Origin of the sequence: Streptomyces longhuiensis (assembly GCF_020616555.1) — a bacterium.
Classification (GTDB): domain Bacteria; phylum Actinomycetota; class Actinomycetes; order Streptomycetales; family Streptomycetaceae; genus Streptomyces; species Streptomyces longhuiensis.
The window spans coordinates 9,222,809-9,241,193 of sequence record NZ_CP085173.1; the positions used below are offsets into that span (position 1 = coordinate 9,222,809).

Annotated in this window: 19 protein-coding genes; 14 read left to right on the forward strand and 5 right to left on the reverse strand. The window is 68.9% G+C overall.

The annotated features are described in order from the left end of the window. Positions 1 to 250: 250 nt before the first annotated feature. The gene (locus LGI35_RS41970) at positions 251 to 451 is read left to right on the forward strand and encodes a hypothetical protein (protein ID WP_227299680.1); all 201 of its coding nucleotides are present in this window, start codon (positions 251 to 253) and stop codon (positions 449 to 451) included. A gap of 141 nt (positions 452 to 592) precedes the next feature. Here LGI35_RS41970 and LGI35_RS41975 read toward each other — a convergent pair whose 3' ends face one another. The 4 genes from LGI35_RS41975 to dctA form a co-directional block, all read right to left on the reverse strand. Then, positions 593 to 1,141, reverse strand: coding sequence for a GNAT family N-acetyltransferase (locus LGI35_RS41975; protein WP_227299681.1), 549 nt, complete (start codon positions 1,139 to 1,141; stop codon positions 593 to 595). 378 nt (positions 1,142 to 1,519) lie between these two features. Further along, complete coding sequence (locus LGI35_RS41980; RefSeq protein WP_227299682.1) at positions 1,520 to 2,602, reverse strand: tartrate dehydrogenase; 1,083 nt, start codon at positions 2,600 to 2,602, stop codon at positions 1,520 to 1,522. 234 nt (positions 2,603 to 2,836) lie between these two features. Beyond that, positions 2,837 to 3,751: a LysR family transcriptional regulator gene (locus tag LGI35_RS41985; RefSeq protein ID WP_227299683.1), complete on the reverse strand. Its 915-nt coding sequence runs from the start codon at positions 3,749 to 3,751 to the stop codon at positions 2,837 to 2,839. A gap of 129 nt (positions 3,752 to 3,880) precedes the next feature. After that, complete coding sequence (gene dctA / locus LGI35_RS41990; RefSeq protein ID WP_227299684.1) at positions 3,881 to 5,302, reverse strand: C4-dicarboxylate transporter DctA; 1,422 nt, start codon at positions 5,300 to 5,302, stop codon at positions 3,881 to 3,883. 398 nt (positions 5,303 to 5,700) lie between these two features. On the opposite strand from dctA, the gene LGI35_RS41995 reads away from it, so the two are divergent. The 3 genes from LGI35_RS41995 to LGI35_RS42005 all read left to right on the forward strand — a co-directional run bounded on the left by LGI35_RS41995 (position 5,701) and on the right by LGI35_RS42005 (position 7,368). Beyond that, positions 5,701 to 6,165, forward strand: coding sequence for a RidA family protein (locus LGI35_RS41995; protein WP_227299685.1), 465 nt, complete (start codon positions 5,701 to 5,703; stop codon positions 6,163 to 6,165). Positions 6,166 to 6,633: 468 nt separating this feature from the next. After that, positions 6,634 to 6,873 carry a hypothetical protein gene (locus tag LGI35_RS42000; RefSeq protein WP_227299686.1) on the forward strand — a complete coding sequence of 80 codons (240 nt, stop codon included), beginning with the start codon at positions 6,634 to 6,636 and terminating at the stop codon, positions 6,871 to 6,873. Positions 6,874 to 6,900: 27 nt separating this feature from the next. Further along, positions 6,901 to 7,368 (forward strand): SRPBCC family protein, encoded by a 468-nt coding sequence (locus LGI35_RS42005; RefSeq protein ID WP_227299687.1) that lies wholly within the window; start codon positions 6,901 to 6,903, stop codon positions 7,366 to 7,368. Between the two features lie 84 nt (positions 7,369 to 7,452). Here the strand turns inward: LGI35_RS42005 and LGI35_RS42010 are convergent, their stop codons facing one another. Further along, a complete protein-coding gene (locus LGI35_RS42010) occupies positions 7,453 to 8,070 on the reverse strand; it encodes a helix-turn-helix domain-containing protein (RefSeq protein ID WP_227299688.1) in 618 nt (205 codons plus the stop codon). Here LGI35_RS42010 and LGI35_RS42015 point away from each other — a divergent pair. The 10 genes from LGI35_RS42015 (at position 8,069) to LGI35_RS42060 (ending at position 18,378) form a co-directional block, all read left to right on the forward strand. After that, complete coding sequence (locus LGI35_RS42015) at positions 8,069 to 8,590, forward strand: GNAT family N-acetyltransferase (RefSeq protein ID WP_227299689.1); 522 nt, start codon at positions 8,069 to 8,071, stop codon at positions 8,588 to 8,590. The genes LGI35_RS42010 and LGI35_RS42015 overlap by 2 nt on opposite strands. 212 nt (positions 8,591 to 8,802) lie before the next feature. Continuing rightward, positions 8,803 to 9,111 carry a hypothetical protein gene (locus LGI35_RS42020; RefSeq protein ID WP_227299690.1) on the forward strand — a complete coding sequence of 103 codons (309 nt, stop codon included), beginning with the start codon at positions 8,803 to 8,805 and terminating at the stop codon, positions 9,109 to 9,111. 558 nt (positions 9,112 to 9,669) lie between these two features. Beyond that, positions 9,670 to 11,415 (forward strand): hydrogenase maturation protein, encoded by a 1,746-nt coding sequence (locus tag LGI35_RS42025; RefSeq protein WP_227299691.1) that lies wholly within the window; start codon positions 9,670 to 9,672, stop codon positions 11,413 to 11,415. 127 nt (positions 11,416 to 11,542) lie between these two features. After that, the gene (locus LGI35_RS42030; RefSeq protein WP_227299692.1) at positions 11,543 to 12,631 is read left to right on the forward strand and encodes an NADH-quinone oxidoreductase subunit B family protein; all 1,089 of its coding nucleotides are present in this window, start codon (positions 11,543 to 11,545) and stop codon (positions 12,629 to 12,631) included. 91 nt (positions 12,632 to 12,722) lie between these two features. Then, positions 12,723 to 14,501 (forward strand): nickel-dependent hydrogenase large subunit, encoded by a 1,779-nt coding sequence (locus tag LGI35_RS42035; RefSeq protein WP_116504454.1) that lies wholly within the window; start codon positions 12,723 to 12,725, stop codon positions 14,499 to 14,501. Continuing rightward, positions 14,498 to 15,094 (forward strand): NifU family protein, encoded by a 597-nt coding sequence (locus LGI35_RS42040; protein ID WP_227299693.1) that lies wholly within the window; start codon positions 14,498 to 14,500, stop codon positions 15,092 to 15,094. The genes LGI35_RS42035 and LGI35_RS42040 overlap by 4 nt, the downstream gene beginning before the upstream one ends. Next, positions 15,091 to 15,744 carry a DUF5947 family protein gene (locus LGI35_RS42045; protein WP_227299694.1) on the forward strand — a complete coding sequence of 218 codons (654 nt, stop codon included), beginning with the start codon at positions 15,091 to 15,093 and terminating at the stop codon, positions 15,742 to 15,744. The genes LGI35_RS42040 and LGI35_RS42045 overlap by 4 nt, the downstream gene beginning before the upstream one ends. Beyond that, the gene (locus LGI35_RS42050) at positions 15,741 to 16,406 is read left to right on the forward strand and encodes a DUF6084 family protein (protein ID WP_227299695.1); all 666 of its coding nucleotides are present in this window, start codon (positions 15,741 to 15,743) and stop codon (positions 16,404 to 16,406) included. The genes LGI35_RS42045 and LGI35_RS42050 overlap by 4 nt, the downstream gene beginning before the upstream one ends. Next, the gene (locus LGI35_RS42055; RefSeq protein ID WP_227299696.1) at positions 16,403 to 17,839 is read left to right on the forward strand and encodes a hypothetical protein; all 1,437 of its coding nucleotides are present in this window, start codon (positions 16,403 to 16,405) and stop codon (positions 17,837 to 17,839) included. The genes LGI35_RS42050 and LGI35_RS42055 overlap by 4 nt, the downstream gene beginning before the upstream one ends. Beyond that, positions 17,836 to 18,378, forward strand: a complete 543-nt coding sequence (locus LGI35_RS42060) for a hydrogenase maturation protease (RefSeq protein ID WP_227299697.1) — start codon at positions 17,836 to 17,838, stop codon at positions 18,376 to 18,378. Before LGI35_RS42055 ends, LGI35_RS42060 begins: the two co-directional genes overlap by 4 nt. Positions 18,379 to 18,385: the final 7 nt, after the last annotated feature.

Here is an 18,385-nt window from a genome sequence, read left to right on the forward strand (position 1 = left end):
TGCCCCTGCTTCTGCGCTCGGACCCGGTGGTGGGGGCAGGCGCGAGGCGGGCTCGGTGACTCGTGCGGCTCCGAATGGGTGGACTCGCCCGCACGGAACACTGCCTGCCGGTCGCGGTGACTGTGCGGAGATGCGCCAACTCTCCTGGAAATGCTGTCTCTTGGACGGCTCGTATGTCGAGACTGGCAGTCGGCGTTGTCCGAGTCGAGCAACCGACAGTCGACCCACATCGGTCAGTCAGGGAGTTCAGATGAGTCTGCCCAAGCGTGCGATGGCCGTCGCGTTCGTGGCCGCCGGAGCCCTCACCGCCCTGGCCCCGCAGGCCATGGCCGCGCCGATGCCCTGGGAGACCAGCAAGTCCCCGGCGGCCACCACTCACCACGGCCCGGCGACGAGGGCAGGGGAGAGGGGCGCGGCCACTGTGCTCTGCGGCACCCCCTGCTACCAGTAGGTGCCGGCATGCTGCCGATCTCGTCGACGAACTCGATTGCCGCGCCCGCATGAGGCGGGGCGTGTTCGAAGGGGGCAGCGAGCCTGCTGCCCCCTTGCCCACCGCGCTCGCGGCGCGGTCCTGTTCGGACACCGGCGATCCTCAGGTGGCGCCCAGGCTCGCCGAGAGGTCCTTCGCCAGAACAACGCTGTCGTAGTTGGTGACGCCCCACCGCCACGTCCCGATGGGTTCGTATCGGCGTCGCAGGTACCAGGCAACCAGATCGTCCGCTGCTGCGGATGTGTCGATGGCGACGTGCGACGAGCCGAGGGCGGCGATCCTGGACTCCGCCAGATCCAGGAGCCGGCGCCCCAACCCGCTTCCCCGCTGGGACGGTTCCACCGCCAGCTGCCAGAACGACCCCGCGCCCTCCGGAGCGGGATACCCGGCGGGCGTGGTGTGAGGGGCGGACACGGTCACGGTCCCGACCAATGCGTCGTCTTCGATCGCGACCCAGCACTCACCCTTGCTCAGCCTGTGCCGGGTGTCCTGCGGAGACTGGTAGGAAGCGAAGAAGACCCGCCCGGCCTCGGCGTGGTCCGCGTACGCCCGGTGGAGCAGCAAGGTGAGCTCCTCCACCGAATCACCCTCGTGGAAGCGCCTGAACCGGACGTTGTCCCGCGTACTTGTCTGCTTCGAACCCATGCTCATGCGGGCAGTCAACAACAGGCAACACCACAAGGGAATGTCGATTCGGCGTCGGCCCGGATCCTGCGCTTTCCGGGGCTGGAGGGAGAGGCACGGGTCTCCTCACTGCACTGTCACACCCTGGCCGAGGCCGAGCGATTCCTGCGGGCCACCGAGGAGATCGTCCGCGAGGCGAGCTGGAGGCACAGCGGCCGCCGGCGCCTGTGAGGCACTCGGTCCAGAGACGAAGCCCCCTGTCCTCCGGAGGCGACCTCGACAGGGAAGGAGGGGTGCGGCCCCGCCGACAGCGGGTCCGCACCCCTCCTTCACCGCACGCACCGGCGCGTACGGGGTCCCGGGCCGCTGGCGCGAACATGGAACGGCCCGGGACGGTATGGGGTGTCAGCCGTTCAGGGCGTCGATGAGCGCCTTGACGACGTCTTCGGTGGTCGCGGTTCCGCCCACGTCACGGGTCAGGACGCCCGCCGCGGTCGTGGCCTCGATGGCTCGGTGCAGCCGGGCGGCCTGTTCGGGCAGGCCGAAGTGGTCCAGCATGAGCGCCGCGCTGCCCACCGCGCCGATCGGGTTGGCCAGGCCCTGGCCGGCGATGTCCGGCGCCGAGCCGTGCACGGGCTCGAACATGCTGGGGAAGCGGCGCTCGGGGTTGAGGTTGGCGCTCGCGGCCAGTCCGAGGCTGCCCGCCAGCGCGCTGCCGAGGTCGGAGAGGATGTCGGCGTTGAGGTTGGAGGCGACGACGACGGACAGGTCCTCGGGGCGCAGGACGAACTTCGCCGACATGGCGTCCACGAGGACGCTCTCGGTCTCCACGTCGGGGTAGTCGGCGGCGACGCGCTTGAAGACGTCGTCCCAGAGGACCATGCCGTACTGCTGGGCGTTGCTCTTGGTGACGCTCGAGACCTTGCGCCGGTCGCGAGTGCGGGCGAGGTCGAAGGCGAAGCGCATGATGCGTTCGCATCCGACTTCGGTGAACAGGGCGGACTGGACGGCGACTTCGCCGCCGGGGCCGCGGCCCGCGAGGTTACGTCCGCCCAGGCCGGCGTACTCGCCTTCGCTGTTCTCGCGCACGACGACCCAGTCGAGGTCGGTGTGGTCGGCCTTGCGCAGCGGGCTCTGGACGCCGGGCAGGAAGTGGACGGGGCGGACGTTGGCCCACTGGTCGAAGCTCTGGCAGATCTTCAGGCGCAGGCCCCACAGGCTGATGTGGTCGGGGACGGTGGGCCAGCCGACGGCGCCGAAGTAGATGGCGTCGAAGTCCTTGAGGCGGTCGAGGCCGTCGTCGTCGATCATTTTGCCGGTCTTGGTGTAGTAGTCGCACCCCCAGGGGAACTCCTCCCAGGCGAAGGAGAAGGCACCGTCCGAGTCCTGGGCCAGTGCGTCAAGGACGGCGCGGCCTGCTGCGACGACTTCCGCGCCGACGCCGTCGGCGGGAATGGCGGCGATCCTGAATGTCTGGGGTGTGGTCACAACGGCCTCCGGCGATGAGCGGGCACATGGGGTGCGTGCGGACATCCATGAGTCAACACAGGGGCCCGGCACCGCGTCCAAGACCTGCTTTCGATGCGACCCATAGCCGCAGCCGATGAGTGGGGCAGCACGGAAGCATGAACCACCCCACGGTGTCCGATGGGCGGAACAGGGGACCGTTCAGGAGAGGTTGGCGCCCCCCGACGATGGTCCGCCGGGTGACACAGCGGCCGTTCAGACGAGGTCGCCGCGGTCCTCGGCGGTTCGCTGCCTGGCCAGAGACCGGGTCAGGTCCAGGAACGAGCGGGCGGCCGGGGTCAGGTGCGCGGGCAGGCTGATCATGGCTACGTGCAGGTGAGCGGTCGGCTCGATGGGCGCCACGGAGGCTCCGCAGCGGCGGGCAAGGCGCGTCCAGGCTGCCGGGAGTACGGCGATGCCCACACCGCTCAGAACGAGCGGGAGGATCGACGTGCGGTGGTCGACGACAGCGACGATGTCGGTGTCCGTTCCGGCGGTGGTGATGTCGTCGACGATGGTGCGCATCAGACTGCCGCGGCGGGACGCTATGAGCTTGCGCCCGGCGAGGTCTTGCGGGCGCAGGGGTACGGCGTCCTGGATGTCCCCTCCCGGCGCGGAGACGGCGACGAACGGCTGGACCTCGACGGGCAGGACTTCGATCCCCGGGGCATTCACCGGGCTGGCCGCGCCGAGCAGGCCGAGTTCACAGGCGCCGCTGCGGACGAGAGCGATCACTTCCTCGGGTGTGAACGCGGCCTGCGTGCTGACCCTCAGTGAGGGGTGCAGCGCGGTGAAACGCTGGACCAGGGTGGTCAGCGGCTCGATGCCGGGGGACGGCATGACGGCTATCTCGACGGTCCCGCCGTGCAGCCCCGACAGTCCCGCCGCCTTCTCACGCACGGCGTCGAGGTCCCGTAGAACCCGTCGGCTGGGTTCCAGGAGTTCGGCGCCGGCCTCACTGAGCACCACGCCACGGCCCAGCCGATGGAAGAGGGAGACACCCAGATCGGACTCCAGGTTCGCCATCGCCTGCGACAAGGAGGGCTGCGCGACATGGAGCGCGGCCGCCGCCTTGCTGAACCCCCCGTGCTCCACGATCGCGAGGAAGTACTCGAGTTGCCGGGCGTCCACGGCGCCTCCCCGACCCGTAGACGACAAAGCAATAGCCGCAGCCTATCGGTCAGGCAGCGGCGCAAGCTGCCGGGGTACGGGTGCCCCGTGCTCAGGCATCCGTACCCCGGAACGCGGGCGGCGGCGCGGTCAGAGGCGGGACGAGGCTGACCGGGGCGAGGGGTCGGGATCGGTGTCCGAGTGCTCCACGGGCACCGGGCGCCGCGCAGCGTGGTCGGACGGGTGCGCCGAGGCCGGTACTTCCACGATCTCGCCTGCCAGCACCTGCCGGGCGCGGGGAAGATCGAGGCCCTTCTCCCAGGTGGCTACGAACAGCGTCGCGACGGCATTGCCGTAGAAGTTGACCAGGGCCCGGCACTCGGACATGAACTTGTCGATGCCGAAGATCAGCATGATGCCGGCGGCCGGTACGTGGCCGACGGTCGACAGGGTGGCGGTCAGAGCGATGAAGCCGCCGCCGGCCACTCCCGCCGCACCCTTGGACGTGAGCAGCATGACGGCCAGCAGCCCGAGCTGCTGGCCCACCGAGAGCGCGGTGTCGGTGGCCTGGGCGATGTAGAGGGTGGCGAGGGAGAGGTAGATGGCGGCGCCGTCGAGGTTGAAGCTGTAGCCGGTCGGCACCACCAGTCCCACCGTCGACCGTTCGACCCCCATGAACTGGAGCTTGCGCATCAGTCCGGGCAGGGCCGGTTCGGCCGTGGAGGTGCCGAGGACGAGGAAGAACTCGTCCTTGAAGTAGCGGAAGAGCTGGAAGATGTTCAGCTTCACGTAAGCGCGCAGCACCGTGCCGAGCACGACGACGACGAAGAGGATGGACGTGACGTAGAAGAGCAGGATGAGTGAGCCCAGGCTGGTCAGCGTGGACAGGCCGAACTTCCCGATGGCGTAGGCCATGGCGCCGAAGGCGCCCAGCGGTGCCGCCTTCATCACGAAGGACAGGACCTTGAAGACCACCTCGGTCAGGCGGTTGACGCCGGCGATGAGTGGTTCCCCGACCTTGCCGACCGACTTGATGGCGATGCCGAAAATCACCGCGAGGAAGATCACCTGGAGGATGTCGCCCTCGACAAAGGCGCCGAAGAAGCTGTGGGGCACCAGGTTGGTGAGGAACTCCCACCACTGCTGGTGCTCGCCCTGCTGGATGTACTGACCGGCGTCCCCGGAAGTGTTCAGCCGGGACGGATCGGCGTGGACGCCGTCGCCCAGGCGGAAGAGGTTGATGGCGACAAGTCCCGTGGCCAGCGCGGCGATTGTGCCCACCTGGAAGTAGGTGAGGGCCTTGAGACCGGTGAGACCCACCTTCTTCAGATCGGCCACCCCGGCGATGCCACTGATGATGGTCAGGAAGACGATCGGCCCGATCAGCATCTTCATGGCGGCGATGAAGGTGGTGCCGATCGGCTCCATCGCGGTGGCCAGATCCGGCCGCTGCCACCCCAGCACGATGCCGATCACGATCGCGGCCAACACCTGTATGTAGAGCTGCCTGTACCAGGGTTTGGTCCGAGCCGTCGCGGCGATCCGTGTCGCTTCGTGCGGGGTGTGCGTCATTGCAACCTCCATACGGGGTGGGAGAGGCCCGCCTGCACACGCTGCGGGGCGCGGCGACAGTGTTCGCTGTCCTGCGCGGTGCGTTCGCAGATGCCGGCTTGGCCAGTTCTGTGGGACACCGAGCCCGTTCGGTGGCCCACCTACTAGCAGGACAGTGAAGCCGGTCACACTCGCGGGGGTCCACGACCAAAAATCGATGCCCCGCATAGGCCGCGCCTATGAGGTGGCTCAGCCCCTCGCTCCGCGAGAAGCCAGGCTCACCGGGCTATGCCGTACCCAGGTCCGACAAGACGCTGCGGATATGGGCGAGTCCGGATCGGACGTTGCCACGGTGGCCGGCATCTGGTGCAGTGACCTGCGACCGCCCCAGCCCTGACCGCCCGAAAGGAACACCAGACTTGTCCGACATCCACGCCAGGCTGAAGGAACGCGGATTCCGTCTCCCCGCGCCGCCGAAGCCCAACGGCAACTACCTTCCCTTCGTCCGATCCGGCCGCCAGGTGCTGGTGGCGGGACAGACCTCGACGAGCGGCGGAGTGCTCCAGTACGAAGGGATCGTCGGCGTCGACCTCACCGTCCCGCAGGCTCAGCACGCCGCCGCTCTGTGTGCGCTCAACGCGCTGGCCATCGCCGGACTTGCCTGCGACGGCGACTTCGACCGGCTCCGGGTGCTGCGGCTCACGGGCTTCGTGCGGTGCGGTTCCGACTTCGCCGACACCCCGCTCGTCATGGACGGTGCCTCCGAGCTGCTCGTACTGGCCCTGGGGGAGCGAGGCCGCCATGTCCGGGCCGCGGTCGGGGTGGCCGCCCTGCCGCGCCGTTCGCCCGTCGAGATCGAGTCCACCTTCGAGGTGGACGAGTGACCTGAGCGGCCGTCGCGGACGACGCGGGGCCGAGCCTTCGCGTCGATGCCATCCGCGAGGCCGCGCGCCGACTGTCCGGCCCTGCGCTGCGCACGCCTCTGCTCAACTCGCCGATGCCGGACGACCTGCTCGGCGGTCGTGCTCTGGTCCTGTCCTGGTCGAGGCCGAATCCCTCCAGTGCCTCCGGTTGACCGGTTCGTTCATGGCACGCGGAGTACTCGACGCCCAGCTCATTTTCGCCGAGGAAGCGGGGCGTGAGGGCGTGTGAGGCCCCGAATCCGAATCAGTCACCCTGTTCGACGCCCACAACGCAGGCCGATCAGTCGGGTGCGTGGCACGGTGCCCCTGATGGGGCGGGGCGCCCCACACGGCCCGGGTCTCGGAGGCGGTCCGCGCCGGCTCCTCGGCAGGAGCCCGGACCTCCCCGCCCCTGGGAGGGCGGTACGCAGGGGGCCGCCCGCAAATGACGTGGTCGAAGCCGAAGCCGAAGCCGAAGCCGCCGGTGAAGTCGGCGATCGCGTCCTTGAGTTCGTCGGGAGTGACGGCGGCGGCGGCACCGAAGTCGACGGCCCACTTGCGGCGCTCGGGATCTGCCAGCGTGACCAGATCGTGGACCGCTTCCTTGATGCGGTGCGCGTTGCAGAAGAAGAGGCTGCCGTCCGGGCGGACGGTCTCCACTTTCGGCCGACTCGCGACATCATCGGCTGATGGGGCATCAGTCCTAGAATCGGGCCCATGCGGAGGACTGACAGCGCAAGGCGGATGATCCCGGCGCCGCCGGCGATCGTCTACGGCGCCCTCGTGGACCGTGAGTCGCTCGAGGCCTGGCTGCCGCCCCACGGCATGAGCGGGCGGGTGGAGCGGTGGGATCCTCGCCCCGGTGGTGGGTTTCGCATGGTTCTCACCTATCTCGACGCTGCCGACAACCCAGGCAAGACGTCCGGTTCGACGGATGTCGTCGAGGTCGGGTTTGCTGCCCTGGTGCCACCGGAGCGCGTGGTGCAGCGTGCGGTGTTCGAGTCCGACGACCCGTCGTACGCGGGCACCATGACGATGACCTGGCAGCTGACCGCCACGGGCGACGGGACCGAAGTGACCGTCACCGCCACGGATGTTCCACCCGGAATCGACCAATCGGTCCATGAGGCCGGGATCGCTTCCTCGCTGGCCAACCTGGCGTCGTACGTCGAAGGGTCTCGCTGACGCGGCGCAGTCAGGTGGCTGCGCGCTCCTCTCGTCGCTGGTCCGGCGGAGGGCCGCTGCCGGACGCCACCTCGGGGCCCAGGCTCACGGCCTCGTGCCCCGGGCCAGGATGACGGCGTAGCGGCACTCGGCCGCGCTGGTGTTGGCGAAGACGCGTGGAGAGGGTTCGCCCAGTTCGATGGTGTCGCCGGCGTCGAGTTCATGCACCTCATCGCCCTCGTGGAAGGTCAGGTGCCCGTCGATCACCCAGACGACCTGTCGCAGGAACGCGAAGGCCGCGGCTGGATACGGCACCCGGGCACCGGCGGGCAGGCGGATCTCGGCGACCTCCGTGGGGAAGCTCAGTCCGGTGATCTGACGGCGGCGGTACCCAGTGGCGGGATCGGTCCACTGCACTGCCTCGCCCTGGCGGCGCACCCCGCCGGGCTCGCTCCCGTCGTCGGGAGACGCGTCGTCGGCCGGTGCCTCGGCCGCGCCTTCGGCGAGGGCGAACAAGGAGGAGACGCTGAGCTGGAAGGCGGCGGACAGTTTGCCCAGGATCGCGGCGGTGGGACTGCTTTCCCCGCGCTCGATGCGGTGGATCATGGCGCGTGACACCCCCGACGCGTCGGCGAGCTGCGCCAGCGTCCACCGGCGTCGCTCCCGCTCGACGCGAATGCGAGCCGCGATCTGCGCCACCAGTGGGTCTACCATGTTGGACATGGATCTAATATACGAGAAGTCGGGGGTGGCGGTAACCGTCCGCAAGGCACGCCCTCACGACGCCGAGGCTGTGCGGGGCATCCGCAATCACGCGATCGAGCACTCCACGGCCCTCTGGACGACCAGAACCCAGACTTCCGCCGAAGCGGCCGCTTGGCTCACCACCCACCTGAACCGTGACTCCGCCGTCGTGGCCGAGGTCGATGGTGAGGTCGCCGGGTTCGCCGTCTACGGCCCGTGGAAGGACTTCGACGGGTTCTGTCACACGGTGGAGAATTCCGTCTACGTCCGCGAGGGGCTCCACGGGCTCGGCATCGGCTCCGCGCTGCTCACCGTACTCATCTCCGGCGCGCGCGAGGCCGGCCATCACGTGGTGATCGCCGGGATCGAGGCCAGCAACACGGCCTCGATCCGGCTGCATGAACGCTTCGGCTTCCAGCATGCCGGCACGGTGCGTGAGGTAGGGACCAAGTTCGGCCGGTGGCTGGACTTGACGCTCATGCGGCTTCCGCTGTCGTAACCGGCCCACAGGTCCTGGAGAAGGCGCCGGGCCGCGAGCCGCTGGACAGTGGTGTCGCACCCGGTCGATGCCCGGTCACGTGCCGATGATCATGATTGATCTCAGGGGGGCCGACGGCATCGCACCCGTTCAACAAGTCGGGGTTGACCTCAAGTCCGGTTGAGTTTCTAGGCTCGGGCGTGTCGATGTCGACGTACCGGAGAGGAACGGCCATGAGGACGCTGGTGCTGGGAAGGACGCCCGCCAGGGTGACGGAGGTGCTGGCCACGCTGCGTGCGGACGGTTTTGACGCGGAGGGAGTGAGCACCGACGAGGAGGCCCTGAAGCTGTTGGAGACCGAGGAGTTCGGGGTGCTGATCATCGGCGGGGGCGTGGAGCCGGAGTCCCGCGCAGCGATCAAGGCGTTCGCGGCTGAGCGCCGGGTGCGGCGGGTGATCGACGGCGCGCTGACCGCGCCGTTCGACGCCTACGTGCGGCGGGAGTTCGAGCCGCTGATCCAAGAGGCCGCCGACGAGGCGTAACGGCCATGGAGCGCCCGGGTGTTGATCCGGGCGCCCCGCAAAACCCGGACTTCTACGACCACGCCAACGCCACCAGCGATCACCTCAGCCTCCTGACCTCCGCGCCTCCGGGAACTGGCCCGGCGCCTGCCAGAGGGCATGCACGTCGACAGTGCCACCTGCGGAATGGTGAAGGGCGCTGCCGTCACCAGCCATGCCGGTGGTCAGATGCGGCTGACCGCCCCGCTGTTCAGGTCGTTCGCTGTCCCGCTGGACGAGGGGCGAGGGCGAGGGGCGAGGGGCGAGGGGCGAGGGACGAGGGGTGCCGCATCTCTCGCCGTTGTGTGTGGGTGTTCGGGCGTCGCGCACACCTGCCGCGCCGGATCCCGCCGAGCCCCGGGAGCAGTCGGTCGTCCTGACGCCGCTGCCGATGAATCGCACGTGCGCCGACTGGTCGTCAACCTCTGCGCTTTGGAGTGACGGCGCGGCCCGGCTTCGGTGTCGCTCCTGCCCTGTGGCCGAGGATCGCGGGTGGCCGGACCCGCTCGGGCCGCTGCCCCGGGGCCATGGGAGGTTGCCGTGCACATTCTGCTGGTGGCGAGCGCGTTCAACAGCCTCACTCAGCGTGTCCACGCCGAGTTGCGGGACCGAGGCCACACCCTGGACGTGCATCTGGCTTCCGGCGACGACGCACTGCGCGACGCACTCGGCGTCTGTGAGCCGGAGCTGGTCATCGCGCCCATGCTGAAGAGGGCCATCCCCAAGGACGTGTGGCAGAAGTACACATGCCTCGTCGTTCACCCCGGCCCCGTCGGCGATCGAGGCCCCGCCTCGCTCGACTGGGCGATCAGCGCGGGCGTGGACCGTTGGGGCGTCACCGTGCTCCAGGCCAACGGGGAGATGGACGCCGGCGACGTGTGGGCGTCGGTCGGCTTCCCGGTACCTCGGGTCGGAAAGAGTGACCTGTACCGGAACGAGGTGTCGGACGCCGCGTCGGAAGCGGTGCTCCTGGCTGTCGACCGGTTCGCCTCGGGCGTCCACGCGCCCCAGCCCCAGGCTCAGTTGCGGAACAGGGCGGCGGCAGGAACCCGCCCCTCCTACCCCCAGAACCTGCGGCGCATCCGCTGGCAGCGGGACAGTACCGAGACCGTGCTGCGCAAGCTGCGCGCCGCCGACTCGTCCCCAGGTGTGCTGGACGAACTCCTGGGCGATGAGTGGCACTTGCACGGGGGCCACCCGGAGGATGAGCTGAAAGGGCGTCCCGGGGAACTGCTCGCCACCAGGGCAGGCGCGATCTGCCGGGCGACAGCAGACGGCGCCGTGTGGATTCCCGAACTGAGGCCACGCCGCAGACCGGGGGAGCCCAGGCCGTTCAAGCTGCCCGCGGTTCAGGCCCTCGCCGGCCGACTACCCGCGCTTCCCGAGCTGTCAGCCCTTCCCGAGCTGTCCGGGCTCTCCGAAAGCACCTTCGTGCCTGCCGCGGACCGTGAACGGCGCACCTGGGCCGACATCCGCTATCGCGAGGAGGGGGCGGTCGGCTTCCTGTCCTTCTCCTTTCCCGGCGGTGCCATGAGCACATCGCACTGCCGGCGCCTGCTCGACGCCTACGTGGCCGCCTGCTCGCGGCCCACTGCCGTGCTCGTCCTCGGCGGCACCCGGGACTTCTTCTCCAACGGCATCCATCTGAACGTGATTGACGCGGCCGACGATCCGGGCGCCGAGTCCTGGGCCAACATCAACGCGATGAACGACCTGGTCGAGGCCATCCTGACCACCACCGACCGGCTGGTGGTCAGTGCCCTGGGCGGTAATGCCGCCGCCGGCGGGGCCATGCTGGCGCTCGCCGCGGACGAGGTGTGGTGCCGTGCGGGCGTGGTGCTGAACCCGCATTACCGCCTGATGGGGCTGTACGGGTCGGAGTACTGGACGTACACGCTGCCGCGCCGCGTGGGCGCCGAGGTGGCCGACCGCCTGACGCAGGAGGCGCTGCCGGTGAGCGCGTCGGCGGGGTTGCGGCTGGGCCTGGTGGACCGGCTGGTCGAATGTTGCCCGCAGGACTTCTCGGACGAGGTGACCCGTTCGGCCGTACGGCTCGCCAAGTCCTCCGGGATGCAGGAGCGCATCGCGGCGAAGAAGCAGACGCGGGAGCGGGAGGAGTCCATCAGGCCGCTGTCCCTGTACCGGGAAGCGGAGCTCTCCAGCATGCTGCGTACCTTTTCGGATCCCGATGCTTCGTACCACGCGTTGCGGCGTGCGTTCGTCCGCAAGCAGCCGCCCGCGGAGCCGCCGTCCCACCTGATCCGCGTAGGTGCGACGGGTCGGTGATCTGTCCGGGTGGTCCGCGCAGGCCCGCGCATGGCCGCGTCGCGCAGTGACCGGGTGGCTGCTATCAAGGAATACGAGGGCCCATTTGTGCCCTTTCGTTGTATCCCTCCCCCTAGGAGGCATCCCTATGGATGCAGCAGCGTCGACCGTGGTCGATTCCGACGTACCCGGCACGCCCGCAGAAGACGAATCCCCGACGATTCACATCCTCTGGATCAACGCGGGACTGAGCTGCGACGGCGACTCGGTGTCCCTGACAGCCGCCATGCAGCCGAGTATCGAGGAGATCGTGCTCGGCGTGCTTCCCGGCCTGCCGAAGATCGCCGTCCACTGGCCGCTGATCGACTTCGAATGCGGGCCGGTAGGTGGCGCGGACACCTTCATCGAGTGGTTCTTCAAGGGGGAGCGCGGCGAGATCGACCCGTTCGTGCTGGTCGTCGAGGGGTCCATCCCCAACGAGGCCATCAAGCCCGAGGGTTACTGGTGCGGGTTCGGTGACGATCCCGAAACGGGCCAGCCGATCACGACGAGTGAGTGGATCGACCGGCTCGCGCCGAAGGCGCTTGCCGTCGTCGCCATCGGGACGTGCGCCACGTACGGCGGCATCCACGCGATGGAGGGCAACCCGACCGGTGCCATGGGCGTCCCCGACTACCTCGGCTGGGACTGGAAGTCCCAGGCGGGCATCCCGATCGTGTGCGTACCGGGATGTCCGATCCAGCCGGACAACTTCTCCGAGACCCTGACCTACCTGCTCTACCAGGCGGCAGGGTCGGCTCCGATGATTCCGCTGGACGACAAGCTCCGTCCGGCATGGCTGTTCGGGGCCACCGTCCACGAGGGCTGCGACCGCGCCGGCTACTACGAGCAGGGCCAGTTCGCCAGCACCTACGACTCGCCCAAGTGCCTGGTAAAACTCGGCTGCTGGGGCCCTGTCGTCAAGTGCAACGTGCCCAAGCGTGGCTGGATGAACGGCATCGGAGGCTGTCCGAACGTCGGCGGCATCTGCATCGCCTGCACCATGCCCGGCTTCCCCGACAAGTTCATGCCGTTCATGGACGAGCCGCCCGGCGGCAAGCTGTCCAGCGCGGCGAGCGGCGCGTACGGATCGGTGATCCGAAAGCTCCGCTCCATCACGGCCAAGACCGTGGACAAGGAGCCGAAGTGGCGCCACCGGGCCGACGAGCTGACGACCGGATACCGGCCGCCGTGGTGAGTGCCTGTATCGCACGGCGCGCCTTCGGGGTGGCCGTCCCAGGTGATCCGACCTCCCGTACGAAGACTTGACGAAGGGCGCTGCACAGAAGATGGCATCGAAGACGAAGACCGACAGCAACGGCCTGGTGGAGATGTCCTGGGATCCGATCACCCGGATCGTGGGAAGCCTCGGCATCCACACCAAGATCGACTTCAAGCAGAAGCGGGTGGCGGAGTGCTACAGCACGTCGTCGGTCTTCCGCGGCTACAGCGTCTTCATGCGGGGCAAGGACCCTCGTGACGCGCACTTCATCACCAGCCGTATCTGCGGGATCTGCGGCGACAACCACGCCACGTGCTCGGTGTACGCCCAGAACATGGCGTACGGAGTGAAGCCGCCGCACCTCGCCGAGTGGATCATCAACCTCGGAGAGTCCGCCGAGTACATGTTCGACCACAACATCTTCCAGGAGAACCTGGTAGGGGTCGACTACTGCGAGAAGATGGTCCGCGAGACCAATCCCGGCGTTCTGGAACTCGCCGAACGCACCGAGGCGCCGCACGCGGCAGAGCACGGCTACCGCACGATCGCCGACATCATGCGCTCCCTCAACCCGATCGAGGGCGAGTTCTACCGCGAGGCCCTCCAGGTCAGCCGCTACACGCGCGAGATGTTCTGTCTCATGGAGGGCCGCCATGTGCACCCCTCCACGCTCTACCCGGGCGGCGTCGGCACCATCGCCTCCGTCCAGCTCTTCACCGACTACATGAGCCGCCTCATGCGCTACGTGGAGTTCATGAAGCGTGTAGTGCCCCTGCACGACGACCTGTTCGACTTCTTCTACGAGGCCCTGCCCGGGTACGAGGAAGTAGGCCGCCGCCGTGTGCTGCTCGGCTGCTGGGGCGCGCTCAACGACCCCGAGTACTGCGACTTCACGTACGCCAACATGACCGACTGGGGACGGAAGATGTTCGTCACCCCGGGCATCATCGTGGACGGCAAACTCGTCACCAACGACCTCACCGAGATCAACCTGGGCATCCGTATCCTGCTCGGCAGTTCGTACTACGAGGACTGGCAGGGCAAGGAGCAGTTCGTCACCCACGACCCGCTCGGCAACCCGGTCGACCCGCGCCACCCCTGGAACCAGCACACGATCCCGGCCCCCCAGAAGCGCGACTTCGAGGGCAACTACAGCTGGGTGATGTCGCCTCGCTGGTTCGACGGCAAGGACTACCTGGCGCTCGACACAGGCGGCGGCCCCATCGCCCGGCTGTGGTCGACCGCGCTGTCGGGACTCGTCGACACCGACTACGTCAAGGCCACCGGCAACAGCGTCGTCATCACCCTGCCCCGCACGATGACCAAGCCCGAGACGCGCTTCGAGTGGAAGATCCCGAAGTGGAGCAACGCGCTGGAGCGCAACCGGGCCCGCACCTACTTCCAGGCCTACGCCGCCGCCATCGCGCTGCACTGCGCCGAGAAGGGCCTGGCGGAGGTCCGCGCCGGGCGTACCCAGACCTGGGAGAAGTTCGAGGTGCCGGACGAGGGCCTGGGCGTCGGCTTCACCGAGGCGGTACGCGGAGTCCTGTCCCATCACATGGTGATCCGCGACGGAAAGATCGCCAACTACCATCCCTATCCGCCGACTCCGTGGAACGCCAGCGTGCGGGACACCTACGGGACCCCGGGCCCGTACGAGGACGCCGTGCAGAACACACCGATCTTCGAGGAGAACACCCCGGAGAACTTCAAGGGCATCGACATCATGCGGGCGGTGCGCAGCTTCGACCCCTGTCTGCCCTGCGGTGTCCACATGTACGTCGGCGGCGGCAAGACCGTGCAGAAGATGCACGTGCCGACCGGACTGAGCGGCCTGGCCGGATGAGCGCGTCCACCACCACGGCTCAGCCGTCCGGCGCAACGGCGGCGAACGCGGAGGAGGCCGGCCGGCGGGTCGAAGAGATCATCGACCACCTGACCGCCGAGGGTGACTCCGAGGCCGCAGGCGCGGCCGAGGAACTGGTGCGCGTACTGATGGACTTCTACGGCACAGGCCTGGCGCGCATGGTCTCGCTGCTCGAAACCCCCAAGTCCAAGGGCGACCCGTTCGCCGCGCTACTCGACGACGCCGTGGTCACCAGCCTGCTGGTCCTGCACGACCTGCACCCGGAGGAGACCTCCACACGCATCGCCCGCGCCTTGGACAGCGTGCGCAGCCATCCTGTCGAGCTTGTGAGCTTCGACGAAACCACCGGCACGTTGCACCTGCGCTCCGCGGAGAGCTCGGGCTGCGGCTGCGCGAGCACCGCCGCCGCCGGCCGGCAGGAGGTGGAGGCTGCCCTCTCCTGTTTCGCGCCGGAAGTGACGACGGTCGAGATCGAGGGGGCGGCGCCCTCGCAGGAACCCCCTCTGCTGCAGATCTCGCGGTCGCCCTCCGGTGCACTCGGCAGCGCACCCGCCTCGCCGAAGACGCCATGAGCACGCCACACGAGCGGACTCGTCCGCCTGCATCGGGGCTTCGGCGGTTCGCCGCGCCGCGCACGTCTCGGCCCGAGGTGTGCGAACTGTGCGGCGCGCCGATCGACGACGGCAACCACCGGCACATGGTCGACACCGCGAACCGCTCCCTCGCCTGCGCCTGCACACCGTGCGCCATGCTCTTCGAGCAGAGCGGCGCGGGCGGCGGGAGGTTCCGCACCGTCCCGGACCGCTATCTGGCAGACCCGGACCACGGACTCGACCCGGGTGTCTGGGAGCTCCTGCAGATCCCGGTCAGTGTCGCGTTCTTCTTCCGCAATGCCTCGCTGGACAGACTCGTCGCGCTCTACCCCAGCCCGGCCGGCGCCACCGAGAGCGAACTCGACCCGTCCACCTGGCAGACCGCGCTCGGGAACAGCCGCCTGGCCGAACTGCTCGAACCCGACGTGGAGGCTCTGCTCCTGCGCCGGGTCGAGGAACGGACCGAGTGCTATCTCGTGCCGGTCGACATCTGCTACGAACTCGTCGGACGGATGCGTATGTTGTGGCAGGGCTTCGACGGCGGGGCGGAGGCCCGCGCCGATCTGACCGCGTTCTTCGACCACATCGCGCAGCGGGCCGGAACACCGGAGGAGGCGCGCCGCCGATGACGGAGTTCTCGTTCTCCTGCGTCGGAGTCCGCGCCGACCAGTACGCCGCCGGCCCCACTCTGGTCTTCCGGCTGCGCGTCAACGCTTCCGAGCAGACACGCGTGCACGCGCTCGCCCTGCGCTGCCAGATGCGCATCGAACCTGCCAGACGCGGCTACGACGCCGAAGAGGCCGACGGACTGCATGACCTCTTCGGCGAGCGAGCCCGCTGGGGCAGCACCCTCCAGCCGTTGCAGTTCGCGCAGATCTCCCTGATGGTCCCCAGCTTCACCGGGCAGAAGGAGGTCGACCTGGTCGTGCCCTGCACGTACGACATGGACGTCGCCTCCACGCGCTACTTCCACGCCCTGTCCAGTGGTGACGTGCCGCTCCTCATGCTCTTCTCCGGGACCGCGTTCACCGGGGACGGAGGCTTCCACGTCGAACCCGTGCCCTGGGATCGCGAGGCCCCGTACCTCATGCCGGTCAAGGTGTGGCACGAGATGATCGACCAGCACTTCCCGGGTGCCGGCTGGGTGAGGCTGCCCCGCGACACCATGGACGACCTGCTGGAGTTCCGTTCGCGGCGGGCGCTGTCCTCCTGGGAGGCGACGGTGCGCACCCTTCTGGATTCCGCTGCGGCGGACGCTCTGTCCCAGACCAGTGAGAGGTCGGCGCCGTGACGACAGCCGTGTTCAGCCAGGAGACCGAGTCACGGTTCGCCGTCGCCCGCGCGGTGGCCGACGCGGTGCTGTTCGAGGGCTACGTGCTGTATCCGTATCGGGCGTCGGCGGCCAAGAACCGGCTGCGCTGGCAGTTCGGCGTGCTGGTCCCGCCGGCCTGGGGTGCGGACTGCGACGAGCACGACTTCCAGCACACCGAGTGTCTGATGGAGCCCAGAACGGATGCCACCTTGTCGGTCGAGGTGCGCTTCCTGCATCCGCAGCGCCGCACGGTGCAACAGGCCCGCCAGGACGGCTCGTTCGAGGACACGTCGGAGCTGTCGCTCCCGGACCGTGTGCTGGTTCCCTGGGACGAGGGCGCGGAGGAACGCGTCGAGGTGACCACGACCGTGGCCGAGCTCGCCGGCGACGGAATCACTGTCCCCTTCACCCGCCCCGCGCGCGAGGAGACCGAACTGGTTCACGACGCCGAGGGCCGGCTGGTGGGAAGACTCGTCCGCCGGTGTGAAGAGGTCAGCGGCGTCGTACGGCTCTCCACGCGCGAAGTCGACGGCCCCTATCGCGTGTCCCGGTTGACCGTCGTGGTGGAGAACACCAGCACATGGTCTCCGGCTGACGGGAAAGCCGACCGCGACGCCGCGCTCCCGCACTCGCTCGTCGCCACACACCTGTTGTTGTGTCTCGGCGCAGGCTCGTTCCTCTCCATGACCGACCCTCCGGAATGGGCCAAGGGCGCTGTCGCCTCGTGCCGCAACCTGCACACCTGGCCGGTCCTCGCCGGCGAGCCGGGTCGTGCGGACCTGGTGCTGTCCTCGCCGATCATCCTGGAGGACCACCCGGCCGTCGCCCCCGAGAGTCTTGGAGCGCTGTACGACGCCACCGAGATCGACGAGATCCTGGCCCTGCGCACCGCGGCCCTCACCGACCAGGAGAAGCGCGAGGCCCGCGGCACGGACCCGAAGGCCGCCGCCGTGATCGACCTGGCCGAGTCCATGCCCCCCGAGGTGCTGGAACGCCTGCACGGCGCGGTGCGTTCCCTGCGGGACGTAACCGGCTCCGTTCCGACCGCGCCCGGCGAAGTGGACCTTCTCGTCGAACCGGGCCGGCCGCACGTGGTCATGCCCGAGACCCCCTGGTGGGATCCGGAGGGTGACGCAGGCCTGGACCCGGCCCGCGACGAGATCTTGGTCGATGGCCGGCCGGTGCGTGCCGGAAGCCGGGTGACCCTGCGCGCGGGACGGCGCCGCACCGACGCCCAGGACCTGTTCCTGCACGGCCGCACCGCGCTCGTCGAGGCCGTGTTGCACGATGTCGACGGGGGTGTGCATCTGGCGGTGACCGTCGACGGCGACCCCGGCGCCGACATCCGTCGAGAGCAGGGCCGGTTCCTGTACTTCCAGCCCGACGAGGTCGCACCACTGGAGGACGAGTGACCGAGGACTGCAAGACCGGCGCTCGCACACTCGTCGCCGGCGTGGGGAACATCTTTCTCGGCGACGACGGATTCGGCGTCGAGACGGTGCGCGTACTGGCCACACACCGACTTCCCGCTCACGTCGAGGTCGTGGACATCGGCGTTCGGGGAGTGCACCTCGCGTACCAACTGCTCGACGGATACGACACGTTGGTGCTCGTCGATGCCACCGCCCGCGGCGGTGACCCCGGAACGGTCTACCGCATCGACGTCGACTCGCCCGGTGACATCGCGCCGCAAGGACCCGTGCTCGACGGCCACCACATGTCACCTGACGCGGTCCTGGCCCTGCTGGAGACCCTCTGCTCCGGGACGGGCGGGACACCACCCGGCCGCACCGTGGTGGTTGGCTGCGAGCCTGCCTCACTCGAGGAAGGCATCGGCCTGAGTGCTCCGGTGGCCGCCGCAGTTCCCGAAGCTGTACGTGTGATCCAGGAGATCGTGCGTGAGGAGCAGGCGCCCGTGGTAGGGACCGCCGCTCGTGAGGCCGGTAAGTGAGGAGAGG